Genomic DNA, 18,260 nt, shown 5'->3' on the forward strand with positions numbered 1-18,260 from the left:
TCGGGGCTGATGCTTCATCAGCTCAGGGTCGTGCATTTTACGCATTTCCCGGTTGGCGTCAAGGAGTTTTTTCAACTTCTTTTCCGCCCATCTACTTGATATACATCAGTCGATGAACTGTCACCGCCATTCGCTTAACGCCTCGCGTTTCGCTGTCTGCCGTGTCAGTGGATGCGCATTATAGGGAGATTGAGAAAGTGCGCAACCCCTTATTCTGAGATAATTGCAGTTTTATTGTCGTTCGTCTGAAATTTGACCTGACCAGCCACTTTTTAAGCTTTATAATGCTGAAAACCCCTAATTCAGGACCTTTCATGTCAACTTCTTTACGTACTTACCAGGGCATCAGTCCACAATTGGCAGAAGCTGTCTATGTAGACGAAGCTGCAATCTTGGTTGGTGACATCGCCTTAGATACTGATGCCAGTGTCTGGCCCTTGGTCGCGGCTCGCGGTGATGTAAACCATATACGCATAGGCAAACGCAGCAATGTGCAGGATGGCACCATTCTGCACGTCACCCGCAAATCGCCAGCCAAGCCAGACGGGCATCCACTGCTCATAGGCGACGATGTCACTATAGGCCATAAGGCGATGCTGCATGGCTGCCAGGTGGGCAACAGGGTGTTGGTCGGCATGGGTGCCATCATTCTCGATGGTGCAGTGATCGAAGACGATGTGATCTTGGGTGCCGGTTCTCTGGTGCCGCCAGGCAAGGTATTGCAGAGCGGTTATTTGTATGTCGGCAGCCCAGCCAAGCAAGCCAGGCCTTTGACCCAAGCCGAACTGGCTTTCCTGCCACAGTCGGCCGACAACTATGTGGTATTGAAGAATGAATACCTGGCGGACAGACAGGCGCAGCAGGGAATCTCCTCCCCCGCTGTTTAGCTAGTCAAGCCTAAGGCTGTAACTGTATGGCGCCATGCTCATCGAAGGCTTCCCGTTCGATGAGCGTTTCCACCCAGTCTTCGATGTCGAAGCGATGCTCCTCGAACACCTGCAGCACCTGTGAGTCTGACAAGCATTCACATTCGGCCAACTTGGCCAAGGCTTGAATACCTATATAACAATCGAGTGTGGCCCCCTGAACCTGCACCGGGAAGTGCACTCTCTGCCGTTCACTGTCCCACTGCTGCAGATCGGGGAAAAGGATACTTTGATTCATTGGCTGCCCTGTTTTTCTATTAGTCCAGTATTAGCTTGAGGCTAACGAGGCCCTGAGCGCCTGTTGCACAGTTGCCGTTTCAGGCTCGACCCCACGCCATAGGGCGAAACTCTTGGCCGCCTGCCCTACCAACATGCCCAAGCCATCCATCACCTGCGCCGCCCCCTGGGCCTTGGCCCAGAGATTGAAAGCCGTGGCCTCTTTGCCATACATCATGTCGTAGCAGACGCTATGACTGCCAATCACCCTGGCAGGCACAAGCGGCAGCTCGTTGGATAAACTCGCGGACGTTGAATTAATTATGATGTCGTAGGCTTGGTTGAGCTCCGGCATGGCTATCGCCGTCACCTTACCATGACCGGCGAATTGCCCGGCGAGCATGTCTGCCTTGGATTGGGTGCGGTTGGTGATGCAAAGTTCGCCAATACCGGCATTGAGCAGCGGCAGGATACAGCCTCTGGCCGCGCCACCGGCCCCCAGCAACAGCACTGTCTTGCCCGTGAGGCTGCCAAGGTTAGCCTCGAGATCGGCCACCAGCCCCAAACCATCGGTATTCTCGCCACGTATGCTGCCGTCGGCCTGGCATATCAGGGTATTGACGGCCCCCGCCAATCTGGCTTCCTCGCTCATGCTGTCACACAGGGCGAATGCCTGCTCCTTGAAGGGCACAGTCACATTGGCGCCCTTGCCGCCCTCGGCGAAGAAACGCTGCAATGCCGGCTCGAAACCGTCAACCGGGGCCAGTATGGCCTCATAGGTCAGCGCCTGCGCCGTATTGCGGGCAAAGAGTCGGTGAATGAAGGGCGACTTGCTATGCCCTATGGGGTTGCCGAAAACCGCATATCTGTCTGTCATCTTGAGCCTATCGTCAGTGTGAGGCATTCAGTCTACTGCGCCCGGGTCCCATTGCAATTCTTTATCTGCGAGTTATTTTCACCCTGCTTGGGGCTATAATGGCGCCAACCCCGCCACACTGGATATGAAATGAACTGGTTCAGCAAACTTTTCAAGCGTCAGACATCTAAAGATGACAGAGATCCCAAGCAATCCAATGCCTATGAGCTGATCGGCGGTGAGCCAGTGATCCGCGCCCTGGCCCAGCAATTTTACCTGCAAATGCAACGCCAGAGCGCCAGTGCCGAACTCCTGGCGATTCACAGGGCACCGTTGGCCCAGTCGGAGCAGAAACTGTTCGAATTTCTCAGTGGTTGGTTGGGTGGGCCGCAGCTCTATCAACAGAAGTATGGTCACCCGGCATTGAGGGCGAGACACATGTCATTCGCCATAGATGAAGCCATGCGGGATCAATGGCTGCTCTGCATGAAACACGCCATAGAGGAAACGATTGCGGACGCCCAACATAGAGATGTCATCTACCAGGCCATCAGCACACTGGCAGATCATATGCGCAACCGCTAGCCTGGCGAAATCTGGCCTTTTATTGCGCCAAATCAAAGCCCCTCTCCGGCGGCTGGCCGCATAATATGCCCTTCACATTTAGGGCTGGGATATTATGCGTCTGCACTCGATTCAACATAAAATATATGCGCTGCTGGCGGTGACCGGCATCCTGGTCTTGGCTGCCAGCCTGATTACCGGCTCGAATCAGCAACAAAGCCTGGCCCAGGAGACAGTCGAGAACAATATCCGCCTGCTGGCGGATAACTATTTCGATTCCATCAACACCATGATGCTCACTGGCACCATGGCGAATCGCAACATCTTCAGTGACAAGATCCGCAGCCAAGCCAATATAGAAGACGCTCACATCATACGTGGCCAAAGAGTCCAGCAAGTCTATGGTCCGGGTAACCCCAATGAGCAGGCCAAGGGGGCGGCAGAACTGGCGGCGCTACAGGGAAAAGAGTCCTTGTTCATAGAGCAACGCGGCGATAAGCGTGTTTTGACCTATCTGAAACCCATGACCGCCCGCGAAAACTACAAGGGCACCAACTGTCTGGGCTGCCATCAGGCCAAGGAAGGGGAAGTGCTGGGGGCGGTGAAGATCAGCTACTCTCTGGCCCAGATAGACGCTACCGTCACCCGCAATACTTGGTTCAGCACGGCATTGCTGAGCGCCATCTTCATCGTCGCCTTCGTCTTTCTTGGCATGGTATTTCGCAAATTGTTCATCAAGCGCCTGAAACAATTGGGCCGGACCATGCGCCAGGCGACCCAGAATAAAGACTTGAGCCTGACCATCACGGATAAGAGCCAGGATGAACTGGGGCTGCTCGCCGATAACTTCAACAAGATGATGGCGGCATTCAAAGACAATATTACCCAGGTATCCAGGTCATCCAAGGTGCTCATCCACTCGGCCGAAACCATCTACAGCTCGGCCGAAGCCACGGAGCAGGCGATAATGCAGCAGAAACTCGGCACAGATTCGGTAGCCGCCGCGATCAATGAGCTGGAGTCTTCATCGGCGGAAGTGAAAAATACCACCCATTATGCCTCGGCTAAATCCGATGCCAGCAATCTGGTCGCTGAAAAGAGTATGGCCATTGCCCAACAGACGGAGCAGAGCATCAACCGACTGGCAAATGATGTCAGGGCGGCGACCACTCAGGTCAGCCAGCTGCAGGCGCAGACGCTGGAAGTCGGCAAGGTATTGGAGGTCATCAGTGCCATTGCCGAGCAGACTAACCTCTTGGCATTGAATGCCGCAATAGAAGCGGCGCGCGCCGGTGAAGCCGGGCGCGGATTTGCCGTGGTCGCGGACGAGGTGCGCATACTGGCAACCCGCACCCACGACTCGACCGACGAAATCAAGCGCACCATAGAGAAGCTGCAAACCGAGGCACAACAAACGGTCACAGCGATGAATGATTCCTGTGCCGAGGCCGACGAACGCGCGCGCCAGGTTCAGGATGTGGCCTTGGCCTTGAAAGAAATATCCGGACAAATGCATGAAATAAACCAGCTGAATGTGCAGATTGCCGATGCGACCGAGCAGCAAAATTTAGCGGCGGAGGAGATCAACCAGAGTGTCACCAGCATAAGGGACAATGCCGAACAATCGCTGCAGGATGCCCATGGCAGCAAACAGGTCAGTGAACAGCTGCTCAGCCTGGCAAGGGAGCTGGATGAACAGGTACGCAGCTTTAAACTCAATCAGGGTTAGCACATTCGACGAGACTGCAGGCAAAAATGCCATGGACTTGGCCATGGCATCCCCGCCATAGCCAATTAGTGCTCAGTTATAGTCCTAACCGGGTTAACCGACAGCCAGCCAGTCTCTGGGTTGCAGGTACTTGTCGTACAGCTCGGCCTCGGGACTGCCGGCTTCCGGGCTGTAGGCGTATTGCCAACGCACCAGGGGAGGCATGGACATGAGGATAGACTCGGTGCGTCCACCGGTTTGCAGCCCGAATAGTGTGCCTCTGTCATACACAAGATTGAATTCGACATAGCGGCCACGGCGATAGAGCTGGAACTCACGTTCACGTTCGCCATAAGCAGTGTCCTGCCGGCGCTTGACTATAGGGGCATAGGCGCTGAGGAAGCCATTGCCCACCGCCCGGGTGAAGTCGAAGCAGGCATCGAACCCACCTTGATTCAAATCATCGAAGAAGAGGCCGCCGACGCCGCGGGTCTCGTTGCGATGGGGCAGGAAGAAGTATTCATCACACCACTTCTTATACTTGGGGTAGACCGCTTCGCCGAAGGGATCACAAATGTCTTTGGCGGTCCGGTGCCAATGCAGCACATCCTCCTCGAACGGATAGTAAGGCGTCAGGTCGAAACCGCCACCGAACCACCAGACGGGATCGGCACCCTCTTTGTGGGCGATAAAGAAACGCACATTGGCATGTGTGGTAGGCACATAAGGGTTTTTCGGGTGTATCACCAGGGATACCCCCATAGCCTCGAAGCTGCGGCCGGCCAGTTCGGGCCTGTGGGCCGTGGCGGATGCCGGCATGGCGGCACCTGTCACATGGGAGAAGTTAACCCCGGCCTGTTCGAACACAGCCCCGCCGGTCAATACCTTGCTGGTTCCGCCACCGCCCTCGGCCCGGGTCCAGCTGTCGGCAACAAACTTGGCCTCGGCGTCCAACACTTCGAGCCCATCACAGATTTGGCTCTGCAGCTCGAGTAAAAAGGCCTTAACCACCGATGCATCTGGCAACATGTTGTGTTCCTTATTGTCCGTTTCGTAAAATCTGGCCGCTGCGGGCATCTATTATGGTCGATGGTTGACGCTCTTCGCCAAGTTCACCGAGCACAAGCGCAGCAATGTGTTGGTTAAAATTCGTCAGGATCGTCTCGGCACTGAGCGCCGGAGGCTCCCCGGCGAGATTGGCACTGGTCGACACCAGGGCCCTGCCTGTGGTGTCACAGATGGCACGTATGCCTGCATGGGCAGATACCCTGACGGCGATAGAATCGAACGAGCCCCGCAGCAACTGAGACACTTGCGGCTGCGCCGGCATCACCAAGGTGAAAGGACCCGGCCACTTGCTGAAGGCGAAGGCGAGCTGGGCCCGAGTCAACCTGGACTCATCTATATAAGGCTGCAGCTGACGGTAGTCGCTGGCCACCAAGATCAAGCCCTTCTGCCAGGGCCGCTGTTTCAGCGTGAGTAACTGCTGCACCGCCTCCAGGTTATCGGGATCACACCCCAGGCCGTAAACGGCCTCGGTGGGGTAGGCTATCACCCCTCCCTGCTGGAGCACGGCTGAGGTTTCAGTCGGAAGCAACTGCAACATTTCTAATACCTTACTGACATGAGTCTGAATACACTCATGTTGCTATGATGAAAGCGAAAAATGATACGAACAAGTCCGGCCAGGATGTCAGCTTCATAGTGGCCGCTTGTACTTACAGGTTTTTTGCGGGCATTCAAGGCGGGCGCCGGCGGCCCCCTTGCGCTCAACCAGAATACCGAAGCCGCAATCCGGGCAGGACTCGGCTCTGGGCGGATAGTTCACCAAGAACTTGCACTTGGGATAGGCATTACAAGCATAGAAACTCTTGCCGAAACGGCTGGTCCTATGCTCCAGGTGTCCTTGCTTGCACGAGGGACAGCCAATGATCGAGATGTCGCTGGGCTGATCCGGTTTTTCTATATGAGTGCAGGCAGGATACTGGGAGCAGCCGATGAAAATGCCGAAGCGGCCCGACTTTACCGCCAATTCATGGCCGCATTCTGGGCACTCGGAGCCGGCTATCAACTGACTCTCGATAGACTCGTGCTGCACCAATGGCCGGCTATAGCCACAGGCCGGGTAGTTGTTGCAACCGAGGAAACTCCCATGTTTACTGTGTTTCACAGACAGTTCACTGCCGCACTCGGGACAGAGTTCGTACTCTTTTTCCAGCGCATGCTCGTGGGCGTTGAACAGCTGTTGATCTATCTTGGACATGGGGTTCTCGGCGACAATAGGTGGCGATATTTTACCAAGCTCAGACCCGGCAGGGAAATGCCTATGCTCACAGCTTGGAAAATAAGATCAAAAAAGGAGGCCCATCGACCTCCTTCCATAATAACGCAGCATGGGATGCATCAAGCAGGCGGCTAAGAGTGCAAGCGACCTTCGGGTTGCTCAAAGATGAGATCTTCCATCTGCTCATAGGCGGATTCATTGCCTGGGGCATTGAATAATACCATGAGGATCACCCACTTAAGATCTTCCAATATCAAAGCCGGTTCATCCAGCTCCATGACCCTGTCGATCACCATTTCCCGCGTCTCGACACTGAGCACCTTGACCTGCTCCAAGAACAACAGGAAACCACGGGACTCCACATCCAGTTTATCCATCTCATCTTTGGTGTAGATACGGAAGGAATGCTGCGCATGATTGCACAGATAAGGCGTGTCGCCTTCCTGCAATTCGGCCAAACGCTCCAGCCAGGACAGGGCCTTGAGGATGGCTGATTGATGAAAACCCGCACGCGTGAGTTCCTTGGTGAGTTCGTCTTCATCAACCAGGAGCTCAATCTCACTATGAACATAGTTTTCAAATAGATACATGAGAATATCAAACATGGCTATTTCCTCTTAAGTCTGACATATCCGCCGGGGACAGCAGCAACCCAGCCTTGCAACTCGAGTTCAAGCATTTGCTCCAATACCAGATCTATCGTTTTTCCACTATGCTCAACCACAGCATCCAGGGATGTGGTCTCATAACCTACACTAGCCAACAGGGATGCAAATGGCAAATCACACATTCTGCACTCCTCCGTTATATGGTGACGCATTCTAACGTCTTCAAGGTGAAACTGATACAAACTTGCCAGTTCTTGTATGATATCCGCGCCCGTCTCTACCAGGCTTGCTCCATTTCGTAACAAATCATGACATCCCTGACTATGGCCGCCCACTACCGAGCCAGGCACGGCGAACACTTCACGCCCCTGCTCAGACGCCAGTCTGGCGGTAATCAATGAGCCACTCTTACGGCAGGCTTCCACCACCAAGACTCCCAGAGATAGACCGCTGATGATGCGATTACGTTTCGGAAAATTGCCGGCAAAGGGTGCAGTATCCGGCCAGAATTCGCTGATGACACAGCCTTGCTGCTGAATATCCTGATAAAGTTGCTGATGGCGCTTGGGATAGACATTCTCTATCCCCGTCCCTAAAACGGCAATAGTGGTGCCCCCCTGGGCCAGCGCCGCCTTATGGGCGGCGCCATCTATACCCGTCGCCATGCCACTGCAAATCGCCAGACCTTGCTCCACCAGTTCGGCGGCGAGCCTCCGGCTCAGTTGCAACCCGGCGGGAGAGGCATTGCGACTGCCGACCACGGCCAGGCTCGGCAGCAACAGCGTTTCGGCCTGGCCTTTGACGAAGAGTATCGGAGGGGGATCTGGGATCTGCCTCAACAGAGGCGGATACAGGGGATCTGAGAAGCTGATGATGCTGTGGTTAGACGCTTGCTGTTGCCACTCGAGCGCTTGCTCCACTCTGGCATAGTCGGGCTTAAGCCGGGCAAGCTGGGTCTCGGAGAAGGGCAAGGCAGCTTGCTCATGCTCCAGCCGCAACCTGAGTTCGCCAACCCCCATCCGGGTCAATAATTGTTGGATCCGGGCCGGTCCTAGCCCGGATACTGCACAAACAACCAGCCAATCGACCAGCTCATCTCGGATCAGTCACCTCTCAGCGCCAAGGACTCAGGCGTCACCAGCTTATCATCTACCCTGACGGTATGATCCGCGACCAGGATAAGTCCCATGCTGGTCTTGTCGAAGACCTTAAAGACCATGAGCTTTCCTTGATGCACATCCGGAACCTTGATGCCGTTATCGAATGAAAGACCGGCCACCAGATTATCGTAGGTCGAACGCTCACTCGAGGAGATAGGAGTGCCATCCTTGTCGAACACTATCTCGTCACCTTCACGCAGGATGGAAAATACCTGCCCAGGCAACACTCCGTCGTCGCTGCCCTTATCCAGATAGGCGATATCCAGCTTGCCCATTTCACGGATATTCTTCTCCGAGGCCAGCACATGGGCCTGACTCTCCAGCGTTGCCGCTTGCGGGGTGAAGTAGGCCGAGGTTAACGCCTCATCTTCGATAGCCAATACCCGGTAACCCGCCTTGGTTTCCCTCAGGTTACTCAGGAGCTGGATCTTGGAGACAGGCCCTGAGGCTATCACCCGGCTGCTGGCGGTCAAGATCACCTCCTGTCCCAGGGGATCGCCCGACGCCTTGTCGAAAAATTCCCGCCCCTGGGCATAAATCCCATATTCCTGCCCTACCGGCAGTTCGGCGTTGATATAGATGACATCGCCGCCAATATGGTGCCTGGATGGGCTTTCGCCGCCCAGAACCATGGGTTGCTGCGCCAGCCATTCGGCATCGACCACCCTGTTGTTGACCAGGTAAGGTTGGATCAACGCCAAATCGATCGCCGGAATCGCCGCATCCTTGGAAACGATTCGTCCCTGGGGGCCCTTGCGCATATGGGGTTTGCGAACCAGGCGCGGCTCACCATCGACAAATTCCAGGGTAAGCTGGTCGCCGGGGTAGATGAGATGCGGGTTGGCAATCTGGGGATTGGCCCCCCATAACTTGGGCCAGCGCCAGGGGTCCTGCAGGAAATGCGCCGCAATATCCCAGAGGGTATCCCCCTTCTTGACCACATAACTGTTTGGGTGCCCAGGCTTGAGCGTGAGAGTGTCTGCCAATAAAAATGAAGAACTGAATGTCAGTAACGCGAGGAAAATTAACCTTTTCATGGTGGTGTCCATGTTGTTTAGCCCTTAAATTGAGCTTTTGCTGTTATTGAATGCCGCTAAGGATTAAAATTACTGCTATAGCATGGGTCAGTATAACCAACTGATTTTTATTTGACAGATCTGTTAAGAGTTTATGTATGGCATTGTTAACAGTTTTACGTTACCCGGATGAGCGATTGCGGACGCTAGCCCAACCCGTAACCGAATTCACCCCGGCTTTGCAGACCCAGATAGACGACATGTTCGATACCATGTACCAGGAAAAAGGCATAGGCCTGGCGGCGACTCAGGTCGATTTTCACCGACAACTCATCGTCATGGATCTGCAGGATGAGGTCGACAGACCCAAGGTCTTCATCAATCCGGAGATCATCGCCAGCAGTGGCGATTTCTGTAACGAGGAAGGCTGCCTGTCGGTACCTGGGATCTTCGCCAAGGTCGAAAGGGCCGAATTTGTCACAGTCAAGGCACTGGACAGAGAGGGTAACCCATTCACGGTAGAGGCAGATGAACTCTTTGCCGTTTGCATCCAGCATGAAATAGATCACCTGAAAGGCAAGTTGTTTGTCGATTACCTGTCGCCACTCAAGCGCCAACGCATCAGACAGAAACTGGAAAAAGCCGCTCGCCAGGAAGCTAAAGAAGCATAGGACACGATTTGAAACCATTAAAAATTATCTTCGCCGGCACTCCGGATTTTGCCGCCAGACACTTGCAGGCCCTGCTGGATTCGGAACACCAAGTGATTGGCGTCTACACCCAACCCGACAGGCCCGCCGGCCGAGGTAAGAAGCTCAGCGCCAGCCCGGTTAAGACCCTGGCACTCGAGCACCAGATCCCCGTCTATCAACCCCCTTCCCTGCGCAAGGAAGAAGCCCAGCAGCAACTGGCCGCCCTGGATGCGGATATCATGGTGGTGGTTGCCTATGGCCTCATCTTGCCCAAGGTGGTGCTGGATACCCCGCGACTCGGGTGTATCAATGTCCATGGTTCCATATTGCCGCGTTGGCGTGGGGCCGCGCCTATCCAACGCGCGCTCTGGGCCGGCGATAAAGCCACAGGCGTCACCATAATGCAGATGGACATAGGCCTGGATACCGGTGACATGCTGCTCAAGACCCGGTTGCCCATAGAAGACTCGGATACCTCAGCCAGTCTGTACGAAAAATTGGCCCAACAGGGCCCAGAAGCCCTGCTGCAGGCATTGGCAGGCTTGGCTGAGGGTAAACTCACAGCCGAGAAGCAGGACGAATCCCAGGCCAGCTATGCCGAGAAACTCAGCAAGGAAGAAGCGCGCCTCGATTGGCATAAGCCGGCACAACAGCTATGGCAGGAAGTCCGGGCCTTCAATCCCTGGCCTGTGAGCTACTTCGAACACCAGGGCAATAGCATCAAGGTATGGCAAACGGAATTCGAGCCAAGCCAGAGCAACCAGGCGCCGGGCACCATCATCTGTGCCAACAAGCAGGGCATAGATGTTGCCACCGCGCAAGGCGTGCTGCGCCTGAAGATGCTGCAGCTCCCAGGCAAGAAGCCCCTCAGCGCCGCGGACATTCTCAATTCCAGGGCCGACTGGTTCACCCCTGGCACTCTCATCGGCATGCCAGAGGCGGAATAACAGACATGAATTTACGTGCGCTGGCGGCAAGAGCCGTCTTCGAGGTATTGGAAAAGGGTGTCTCACTGTCGGTGGCATTGCCTGAGCAACAGCAGCACCTCGCCAGCGGTAAGGACAAGGCCTTGTTGGCCGAACTTTGCTATGGGGTGATGCGGCACTTGCCACAACTGGAAAAACGCATAGGCGATTGCCTGAGCAAGCCCCTCAAGGGCAAGCAGAGAATTGTGCACCAGTTGCTGATCGTAGGTTGTTATCAATTGTACTTCACCCGCATTCCGGGCCATGCCGCCATCTCGGAAACCGCCGAAGCCTGCCGTCAGCTGAAGTTCGAAGGCATGGTCAAAGTGGTCAACGGCGTGCTGCGCAACATTCAGCGCCAGGAGCTGCCGCTGAGCACAGACTCGGATACCCTCAAATACAACACCCCGGCCTGGCTCATCAAGCGCCTCAAGGAAGCCTACCCGGAAAATTGGCAACAGGTGATCACTCACAGTCACGAACGCCCGCCCATGTGGCTGCGCAACAATCGTCTGTCTCAAACCCGGGACGTATATCTGGCCCGGCTGCAAGCGGCGGACATAGACGCAGGCGCCGGCGAAAGTCCGGATGCCATACTGCTGGCGAGCCCCAAAGACGTGTCCTTATTACCCGGTTTCCACCAGGGTGCAGCCTCGGTACAGGATGGCGCGGCTCAGTGGGCGGCGACCCTGTTGGCTCCCCAGGCAAATGAACTTATCCTCGATGCCTGTGCGGCACCCGGTGGCAAGAGCTGCCATCTGTTGGAGCTGGCACCGGACATCAAACTGGTGGCGGTGGATTTCGATGCCAAACGTCTGGAGCGGGTGCAACAGAATCTCCAACGTCTGTCATTAACGGCCGAGCTGATACATGGCGATGCCGCCAATATAGACTCCTGGTGGCAAGGCGATAAGTTTGACCGCATACTGCTGGACGCCCCCTGTTCGGCCACAGGGGTGATACGCCGTCACCCGGACATCAAATGGCTTAGAAAAAGCCAAGATATCGAAGAGCTTGCAGCGCTACAGCAACAAATTCTCGATCATTGCTGGCAGTGGCTCAAGCCAGGTGGCACACTCTTATACGCGACCTGTTCCATCTTACCTCAGGAAAACAAGCAGCAAATTCAGGCATTTCTGGCACGTACACCCGATGCCAAGCTGGACACCTTAGCCCGGCAGGCGCCCGAGGACATAGGCTGGCAGATAGTACCTGGACAAGAGAATATGGACGGCTTCTATTACGCCCGTCTACATAAAGCGACACTTTAGGGGTTAGCCAAGGCAATGAAAATTATCATATTGGGTGCGGGCCAAGTCGGGGGAACACTGGCGGAAAACCTGGTCGGTGAAAACAACGACATCACCATAGTCGACAGCGACAAGAACCGCTTGCGCACCCTGCAGGATAAGTATGATCTTCGCGTCGTTGTGGGTCATGGCGCCCACCCGGATGTGCTCAGGGAAGCCGGAGCGGAAGATGCCGACATGTTGATCGCCGTGACCAACAGCGATGAGTGCAACATGTCCGCCTGCCAGATAGCCTATACCCTGTTCGGCACCCCGACCAAGATCGCCAGGATACGTTCCGAGCAATACCTGCATATGCGTGAGAAGCTGTTTATCGACAGCGAAACCAAGCAAGGCGAGAGCCGGCCCCGTGGTGGTTTCGTGATCGATGAGTTGATCGCCCCAGAACAATTAGTGACCACTTACATACAGCGTCTGGTCGAATATCCGGGGGCCTTGCAGGTGTTGGAGTTCGCCGAAGGTCGTTTGAGCCTGGTGGCGGTGCGTGCCTATTATGGGGGTCCCCTGGTCGGCAACGCACTGGCCGCCCTGCGGGATCATATGCCGAATATCGATACCCGGGTTGCCGCTATTTTCCGCCAGGGCCGCCCCATAATGCCCCGCGGCACCACCATAATAGAGGCCGACGACGAAGTCTTCTTCGTCGCCGACAGTCGCCATATCCGTGCCGTGATGAGCGAGATGCAGAAGCTGGATAACACCTATCGCAACGTGATGATCGCCGGCGGCGGCAACATAGGCCTGGGGCTGGCGAAGAATCTGGAGCGCAACCACTCGGTCAAGCTGATAGAGCATAGGCAGGAAAGAGCCGAAGCCCTGTCGGAAAGGCTGGAAAACACCACTGTCTTCTGCGGTGACGCCTCGGATCAGGAATTACTGCTCGAGGAACACATAGATCAGACGGATGTGTTCATCGCTGTGACCAACGATGACGAAGCCAACATAATGTCGGCCTTGCTGGCCAAGCGCATGGGCGCCAAGAAGGTGATGGTGCTGATCCAACGCGAAGCCTATGTAGACATAGTGCAGGAAGCCAACATAGACATCGCCATTTCGCCGCAGCAAGCGACGATTTCGGCGCTGCTGACGCACATACGTCAGGGCGACATCTGCAATGTCTATTCGCTGCGGCGCGGGGCCGCCGAGGCCATAGAAGCCATAGCCCATGGTGACCCCAGCACCTCCAAGGTGGTGGGCAAGGCCATAGGTGACATCAAGCTGCCGCCCGGCACCACAATAGGCGCCATAGTCAGGGATGAAGAAGTGCTGATGGCCCACGACAAGACTGTGATAGAACAAGGGGATCACGTCATTCTCTTCCTGGTGAACAAGAAATTCATCGGTGAAGTAGAGAAACTATTCCAGCCCAGTGCTTTCTTCTTTTAAGTCCCGACATGCTGAATTTCAAACCCCTGCTGTTTATCCTCGGGCTCTTCTTGTCGGTACTGACGAGCTTCATGCTGTTGCCGTTGTTTTTTGCCCTGATCCATGGCGAAGAGACGGTAGGCTCCTTCATGTTATCGGCCCTGCTCACGGGTGTCGTCGCGAGTCTTTGCATCCATAGCGGCCAGAGCAAGAAACTGAACCTGAATATTCGCGACATGTTTCTGCTGACCAGTTTGACCTGGGTCATAGTCAGTCTGTTCGCCGCCATGCCCTTCACCCTCTATCACGGCATGGGTTATACAGATGCCTTCTTCGAGACCATGTCCGGCATCACCACCACAGGTTCGACCGTGCTCTCTGGCCTGGATACCATGGATCACAGCATCCTCATCTGGCGCTCCTTGTTGCAATGGTTGGGGGGCATAGGCTTCATCGTCATGGCGGTGGCGGTACTGCCCTTCCTCAACGTAGGTGGTATGCGGCTGTTTCGCACCGAATCCTCCGACTGGAGCGACAAGGCGGTGCCGCGCACCCAGAGCATGGCCAAATACCTGTTTCTCACCTACATCTTTCTGACCTTCTGTTGCAGCCTGGCCTACCACCTGGCGGGAATGAATTGGTTTCAAGCGATAAACCACGCCATGACCACCCTGTCGACCGGCGGCTATTCGACTTCGGACAGCTCCATGGCCGCCTTCTCCAACCAGGCCCATTGGGTGGGGGTCATCTTCATGGCCGCCGGCGGCCTGCCCTTGCTGATGTTTGTCCAGAGCATACAACAGCGCTCCTTAAGCGTCTGGAAAGACGCCCAGGTTAGGGGTTTCCTGCTGTTCCTGGTACTGGCCTCCTGCAGCCTGGCCCTCTGGCTATGGAGCAGTCGGGAGATAGCACCGCTGGATGCACTGCGGCTGGCAAGCTTCAACGTGGTGTCGGTAGTGACCACCACGGGGTACGGCCTGACGGATTACTCGGCCTGGGGGGCGGTCGCCAATGTCGCCTTCCTGTTTTTGATGTTTGTCGGCAGTTGCTCCGGCTCGACGTCGGGTGGGATCAAGATTTTCCGCTTCCAGATTGCCGGTGCCATCATGCGCGAGCAATTGAAACAACAGTTCCATCCCAATGGTATTTTCCGCGAACGCTACAACAACAGGGTGATCAGCGAGGATATCATCCGCTCCATCATCACCTTCGTGTTGCTGTTTATCATGGTGATTGTCGGCCTGTCGCTGATCTTGGTCCTGACGGGTCTGGAACCCACCACCAGCCTGTCGGCGGCGATCACGGCTGTGACCAATGTGGGCCCGGGCCTGGGGCCGGAAATAGGGCCGGCGGGCAATTTCGCCAACCTTCCCGATACCGCCAAATGGGCGCTGGCATTGGGAATGTTGTTGGGGCGCCTGGAAATTCTCACAGTGGCTGTGATGTTCCACCCCAACTTCTGGCGCTACTGACGGTGTGGCAGCAAGATTGTCTGGATCGGGGGATTCAACTAGAATCTGGGCATGAATAGAATCGAGGCATGGGTATCAGAGTGCAGAAAGAGATAGAGGTTGAAACCATGATGACCAATGCCGAAAGCGCGGCCAAATGGCTGAAGGCCATCGCCAACCCCTACCGCCTGATGATCTTGTGCCGGCTGCTGGACAATGAACTCAGTGTCACCGCCTTGAATGAGACTGTGCCCCTGAGCCAGTCGGCACTCTCCCAGCACTTGGCAGTGCTGAGGGCCGAAAACCTGGTGGCAACCCGCAAGAGTTCCCAGACGGTTTACTACAGGCTGAAAAACGCCGAGGTCGCCGACATCATCTCGATTCTCTACCGACGTTACTGCGCCTGATCGAGTCAGGCTTATTGACGACCGAAGGCCTCGCCGAAGTCGGTCACCTTGGCCCAATCGGTAAATTCGAAGGTGCCGCCGATATCCGTCGGCCCCTTGGTCATCCACATGATGAAACGTATCATCTGCCGGTCGAAGAAACCGTACCTTGGATAATCTATCTTGCCGGCGAAGACCCCCAACATCTGTGGCTGCCATTGGGATAACTGCAGGAACTTCTGTATGTAAGGGTTGGTTTCCGGCGTGTTTTTCTCCGGTTTACGGGCCACTACGTTAACACTGAAAAAACCATTCGGCTTACTGTCCAGCAATGTCTTATGGCGATTAACGAAGGCATAGAGCTCGGGCCTATGCTTGCCATACCTGATGCTGGCGCCGATCAAGATCTTATCGAACTCGGCCAATACCAGATTGTCCGTCTGCGCCAGAGAGGCCAGAGTCACCCGGGCACCGTTTTTTTCCAACACTTGTTGCAAATGCCGGCAAATGGCCAGCGTCTGGCCATCGACCGTGGAATAGAGGATCAGCGTATTTGTCATCAGGTTTTCCAGAAAGTGGGAGTGAAGAGCACCAGCAAGGTAAAGACCTCGAGACGACCGAACAACATGGTCACCAACAGCACCCACTTGGCACCGTCACTGATGCTGGCATAGTTGCTGGCAACCTCGCCCAGGCCAGGTCCCAGGTTATTCAAGCACGCCGCGGTGGCGCTGAAGGCCGTGATGTCGTCCAGCCCCATGGCCATCAAGATCAACATGCTGATAACGAAGACCAGGGCATAGGCGGAGAAGAAGCCCCACACGGCATCGACGATACGGTCAGGCAACGCCTTATTCCCTATACGGATAGAGAACATGGCCCTGGGATGCACCAGCCGCTTGAGCTCACGAGATCCCTGCAACAGCAGCAGTATGACACGTATCACCTTGATGCCCCCGGCGGTGGAACCACCGCAACCACCGACAAAACTCGAAAATATCAGCAGCATGGGCAGAAACAGTGGCCAGAGATGGAAACTCTCGGTACCAAAGCCCGCCGTGGTCGACACGGAAACGGCCTGGAACAGGGCGTAATCCAGGGTTTCTTCCGGCGAGTCATAGATCCCCGAATGCAACAGGGTCGCGAAACAGATGGCGATCAGCACCACCTGGATCATGATCAGCATCCTGAATTCGGCATCCTTGAAATAGATCCGCAAGTCTATGCCCCGACGGGAGAAGGCCGCGAAGTGGACACTGAAATTGACTGCGGCGATCAACAGGAAGAAGACGCAGATCATGTTGATCAGCGGGCTGTCGAAATGCCCCATGCTGGCATCATGGGTCGAGAAGCCCCCTATGGCTATGGTGGAAAAGGAGTGGCAGATGGCATCGAACAGGCTCATGCCCGCCAGCCAGTAGGCGCCGGCGCAGGCCAGGGTCAACAAGAGATAGATGTACCAGAGCGCCTTGGCTGTCTCGGCTATCCTTGGGGTCATCTTGCTGTCTTTCACAGGCCCCGGGATCTCGGCCCGATACAGCTGCATGCCACCTATGCCCAGCACGGGCAAGATAGCCACGGCCAAGACAATGATCCCCATGCCCCCCATCCATTGCAGCAGATGGCGGTAAAACAAGATGGCCTTGGGCAGGGAGTCCAGGCCGACTATCACGGTCGCTCCCGTGGTCGTCAGGGCCGAAAATGACTCGAAGAAACTGTCGGTCCAGCTGAGATCCGGCTGATTGGAAAAGATAAAGGGCAGCGCCCCTATGGAACCCAGCACTGTCCAGAACAGCACCACTATGAGGAAGCCTTCGCGGGTACGCAAGTCGGCATGATACTGGCGATTGGGATACCAGAGCAGCAAGCCCAGAGACAGGCTGACGGCGAATGCCTGGAGAAATGCAGTACCGCCACCATCTTTGTAGAAGATGGCGACCAGGGCCGGAGGCAGCATGGTGATGGAAAACAGCCCCATCAACAGACCGGTAATTCTTATTATGGTTCTATATCGCATTAAGCAGTCGCTATCATCCCATGGTGGCGGTATGCCCGGTCATTACGGCGGCTATTTTCGCACAATTATTCAATTCAATCACTTAATACGCAAACCTATGGCGGCATCAGTCACTGGGGTCGAAATTGGCCCGACACTCGCCCTGGGTCAGAGTGGCCAGCGCGGCATTGACGGCTTGCCTGTGGCCCTTAGCCAGTTGAAACCTGAGCGTGATGCGCGCCTCGAATGCCCGCGCTTCGATCAGCGCATCGTACTGTGTCAGCAGATGTTCTATGTCCCGCAACTGGGCATAATTGCAATTCAAGCTGCCGGGGTGGCGCACTTGCTTCAACTGCCTGTCGAGTCGACTCAAGCCTTGCTTGAGGCCCGAGGTATAGGCCCTGACCAGGCCACCCACACCCAACTTGGTGCCGCCGTAATAACGCACCACCACGGCGGCGACCTCTCCCAGATTTGCCCCCTGCAGACTTGCCAGCATGGGGCGGCCGGCACTGCCCGCCGGCTCACCGTCGTCACTCGAGCCCATCAATCTGTCGTTGCCGGGATCGGCGCCGATATAGGCGTAACAATAGTGGCTGGCGCCAGGGTAGCGCGCCTTGATGTCAGTGAGCGCACACTTCAATGCCAGTTCGGAGTCACACTGAAATAGAAAAGAGATAAAACGGCTATGTTTTATCTCCTCCTCTATCACCAACTCACAGGCAGGTATCTCGTAGCTGTCGATCAACTCAGGTTC

At 55.6% G+C, this 18,260-nt stretch carries 20 protein-coding genes; 9 read left to right on the forward strand and 11 right to left on the reverse strand.

What is annotated here, in order from left to right:
- Positions 1–314: 314 nt before the first annotated feature.
- On the forward strand, positions 315–887 hold the full coding sequence (locus tag LZP73_RS17865) for a gamma carbonic anhydrase family protein (RefSeq protein WP_234236303.1): 573 nt from the start codon (positions 315–317) through the stop codon (positions 885–887).
- 10 nt (positions 888–897) lie between these two features.
- On the opposite strand, the gene LZP73_RS17870 is transcribed toward LZP73_RS17865, so the two are convergent.
- Both LZP73_RS17870 and aroE read right to left on the reverse strand, forming a co-directional pair.
- Positions 898–1,164, reverse strand: coding sequence for a DUF1488 domain-containing protein (locus LZP73_RS17870; protein WP_234236304.1), 267 nt, complete (start codon positions 1,162–1,164; stop codon positions 898–900).
- Positions 1,165–1,194: 30 nt separating this feature from the next.
- Positions 1,195–2,019 (reverse strand): shikimate dehydrogenase, encoded by an 825-nt coding sequence (gene aroE / locus LZP73_RS17875; protein ID WP_234236360.1) that lies wholly within the window; start codon positions 2,017–2,019, stop codon positions 1,195–1,197.
- Positions 2,020–2,148: 129 nt separating this feature from the next.
- Between aroE and LZP73_RS17880 the strand changes: the two genes are divergently transcribed.
- Positions 2,149–2,583 carry a group II truncated hemoglobin gene (locus LZP73_RS17880; RefSeq protein ID WP_234236305.1) on the forward strand — a complete coding sequence of 145 codons (435 nt, stop codon included), beginning with the start codon at positions 2,149–2,151 and terminating at the stop codon, positions 2,581–2,583.
- Positions 2,584–2,677: 94 nt separating this feature from the next.
- Positions 2,678–4,291, forward strand: coding sequence for a methyl-accepting chemotaxis protein (locus LZP73_RS17885; RefSeq protein ID WP_234236306.1), 1,614 nt, complete (start codon positions 2,678–2,680; stop codon positions 4,289–4,291).
- Between the two features lie 93 nt (positions 4,292–4,384).
- Here LZP73_RS17885 and hemF read toward each other — a convergent pair whose 3' ends face one another.
- From hemF to LZP73_RS17915, 6 genes are all read right to left on the reverse strand, one after another.
- Positions 4,385–5,299 (reverse strand): oxygen-dependent coproporphyrinogen oxidase, encoded by a 915-nt coding sequence (gene hemF / locus LZP73_RS17890; protein WP_234236307.1) that lies wholly within the window; start codon positions 5,297–5,299, stop codon positions 4,385–4,387.
- A 10-nt stretch (positions 5,300–5,309) separates the two neighbouring features.
- Positions 5,310–5,876, reverse strand: a complete 567-nt coding sequence (locus LZP73_RS17895) for an L-threonylcarbamoyladenylate synthase (RefSeq protein ID WP_234236308.1) — start codon at positions 5,874–5,876, stop codon at positions 5,310–5,312.
- Positions 5,877–5,969: 93 nt separating this feature from the next.
- On the reverse strand, positions 5,970–6,533 hold the full coding sequence (locus LZP73_RS17900; RefSeq protein ID WP_234236309.1) for a DNA topoisomerase family protein: 564 nt from the start codon (positions 6,531–6,533) through the stop codon (positions 5,970–5,972).
- 152 nt (positions 6,534–6,685) lie between these two features.
- A complete protein-coding gene (locus LZP73_RS17905; protein ID WP_169565494.1) occupies positions 6,686–7,159 on the reverse strand; it encodes a DUF494 family protein in 474 nt (157 codons plus the stop codon).
- A gap of 2 nt (positions 7,160–7,161) precedes the next feature.
- Complete coding sequence (gene dprA, locus LZP73_RS17910; protein WP_234236310.1) at positions 7,162–8,181, reverse strand: DNA-processing protein DprA; 1,020 nt, start codon at positions 8,179–8,181, stop codon at positions 7,162–7,164.
- 83 nt (positions 8,182–8,264) lie between these two features.
- Positions 8,265–9,371, reverse strand: coding sequence for a LysM peptidoglycan-binding domain-containing protein (locus LZP73_RS17915; RefSeq protein WP_234236311.1), 1,107 nt, complete (start codon positions 9,369–9,371; stop codon positions 8,265–8,267).
- 125 nt (positions 9,372–9,496) lie between these two features.
- On the opposite strand from LZP73_RS17915, the gene def reads away from it, so the two are divergent.
- The 6 genes from def to LZP73_RS17945 all read left to right on the forward strand — a co-directional run bounded on the left by def (position 9,497) and on the right by LZP73_RS17945 (position 15,528).
- Complete coding sequence (def, locus tag LZP73_RS17920; protein WP_169565497.1) at positions 9,497–10,009, forward strand: peptide deformylase; 513 nt, start codon at positions 9,497–9,499, stop codon at positions 10,007–10,009.
- Positions 10,010–10,017: 8 nt separating this feature from the next.
- On the forward strand, positions 10,018–10,977 hold the full coding sequence (fmt, locus tag LZP73_RS17925; protein ID WP_234236312.1) for a methionyl-tRNA formyltransferase: 960 nt from the start codon (positions 10,018–10,020) through the stop codon (positions 10,975–10,977).
- 5 nt (positions 10,978–10,982) lie between these two features.
- Positions 10,983–12,266, forward strand: coding sequence for a 16S rRNA (cytosine(967)-C(5))-methyltransferase RsmB (gene rsmB, locus LZP73_RS17930; RefSeq protein ID WP_234236313.1), 1,284 nt, complete (start codon positions 10,983–10,985; stop codon positions 12,264–12,266).
- A gap of 15 nt (positions 12,267–12,281) precedes the next feature.
- Entirely contained in the window at positions 12,282–13,691 is a 1,410-nt protein-coding gene (trkA, locus tag LZP73_RS17935) for a Trk system potassium transporter TrkA (protein ID WP_234236314.1), read from the forward strand.
- 8 nt (positions 13,692–13,699) lie between these two features.
- Complete coding sequence (locus tag LZP73_RS17940) at positions 13,700–15,142, forward strand: TrkH family potassium uptake protein (RefSeq protein WP_234236315.1); 1,443 nt, start codon at positions 13,700–13,702, stop codon at positions 15,140–15,142.
- Between the two features lie 68 nt (positions 15,143–15,210).
- Positions 15,211–15,528 (forward strand): ArsR/SmtB family transcription factor, encoded by a 318-nt coding sequence (locus LZP73_RS17945; protein ID WP_267960242.1) that lies wholly within the window; start codon positions 15,211–15,213, stop codon positions 15,526–15,528.
- An 11-nt stretch (positions 15,529–15,539) separates the two neighbouring features.
- Here the strand turns inward: LZP73_RS17945 and hemG are convergent, their stop codons facing one another.
- The 3 genes from hemG to LZP73_RS17960 form a co-directional block, all read right to left on the reverse strand.
- The gene (gene hemG, locus LZP73_RS17950; protein WP_234236316.1) at positions 15,540–16,067 is read right to left on the reverse strand and encodes a menaquinone-dependent protoporphyrinogen IX dehydrogenase; all 528 of its coding nucleotides are present in this window, start codon (positions 16,065–16,067) and stop codon (positions 15,540–15,542) included.
- Entirely contained in the window at positions 16,067–17,524 is a 1,458-nt protein-coding gene (locus LZP73_RS17955) for a TrkH family potassium uptake protein (RefSeq protein WP_234236317.1), read from the reverse strand. The genes hemG and LZP73_RS17955 overlap by 1 nt, the downstream gene beginning before the upstream one ends.
- Before the next feature lie 106 nt (positions 17,525–17,630).
- Positions 17,631–18,251 carry a YigZ family protein gene (locus LZP73_RS17960; RefSeq protein WP_234236318.1) on the reverse strand — a complete coding sequence of 207 codons (621 nt, stop codon included), beginning with the start codon at positions 18,249–18,251 and terminating at the stop codon, positions 17,631–17,633.
- Between the last annotated feature and the right edge of the window lie 9 nt (positions 18,252–18,260).

It is taken from the genome of Shewanella sp. AS16 (assembly GCF_021412365.1).
Lineage (GTDB): Bacteria > Pseudomonadota > Gammaproteobacteria > Enterobacterales > Shewanellaceae > Shewanella > Shewanella salipaludis.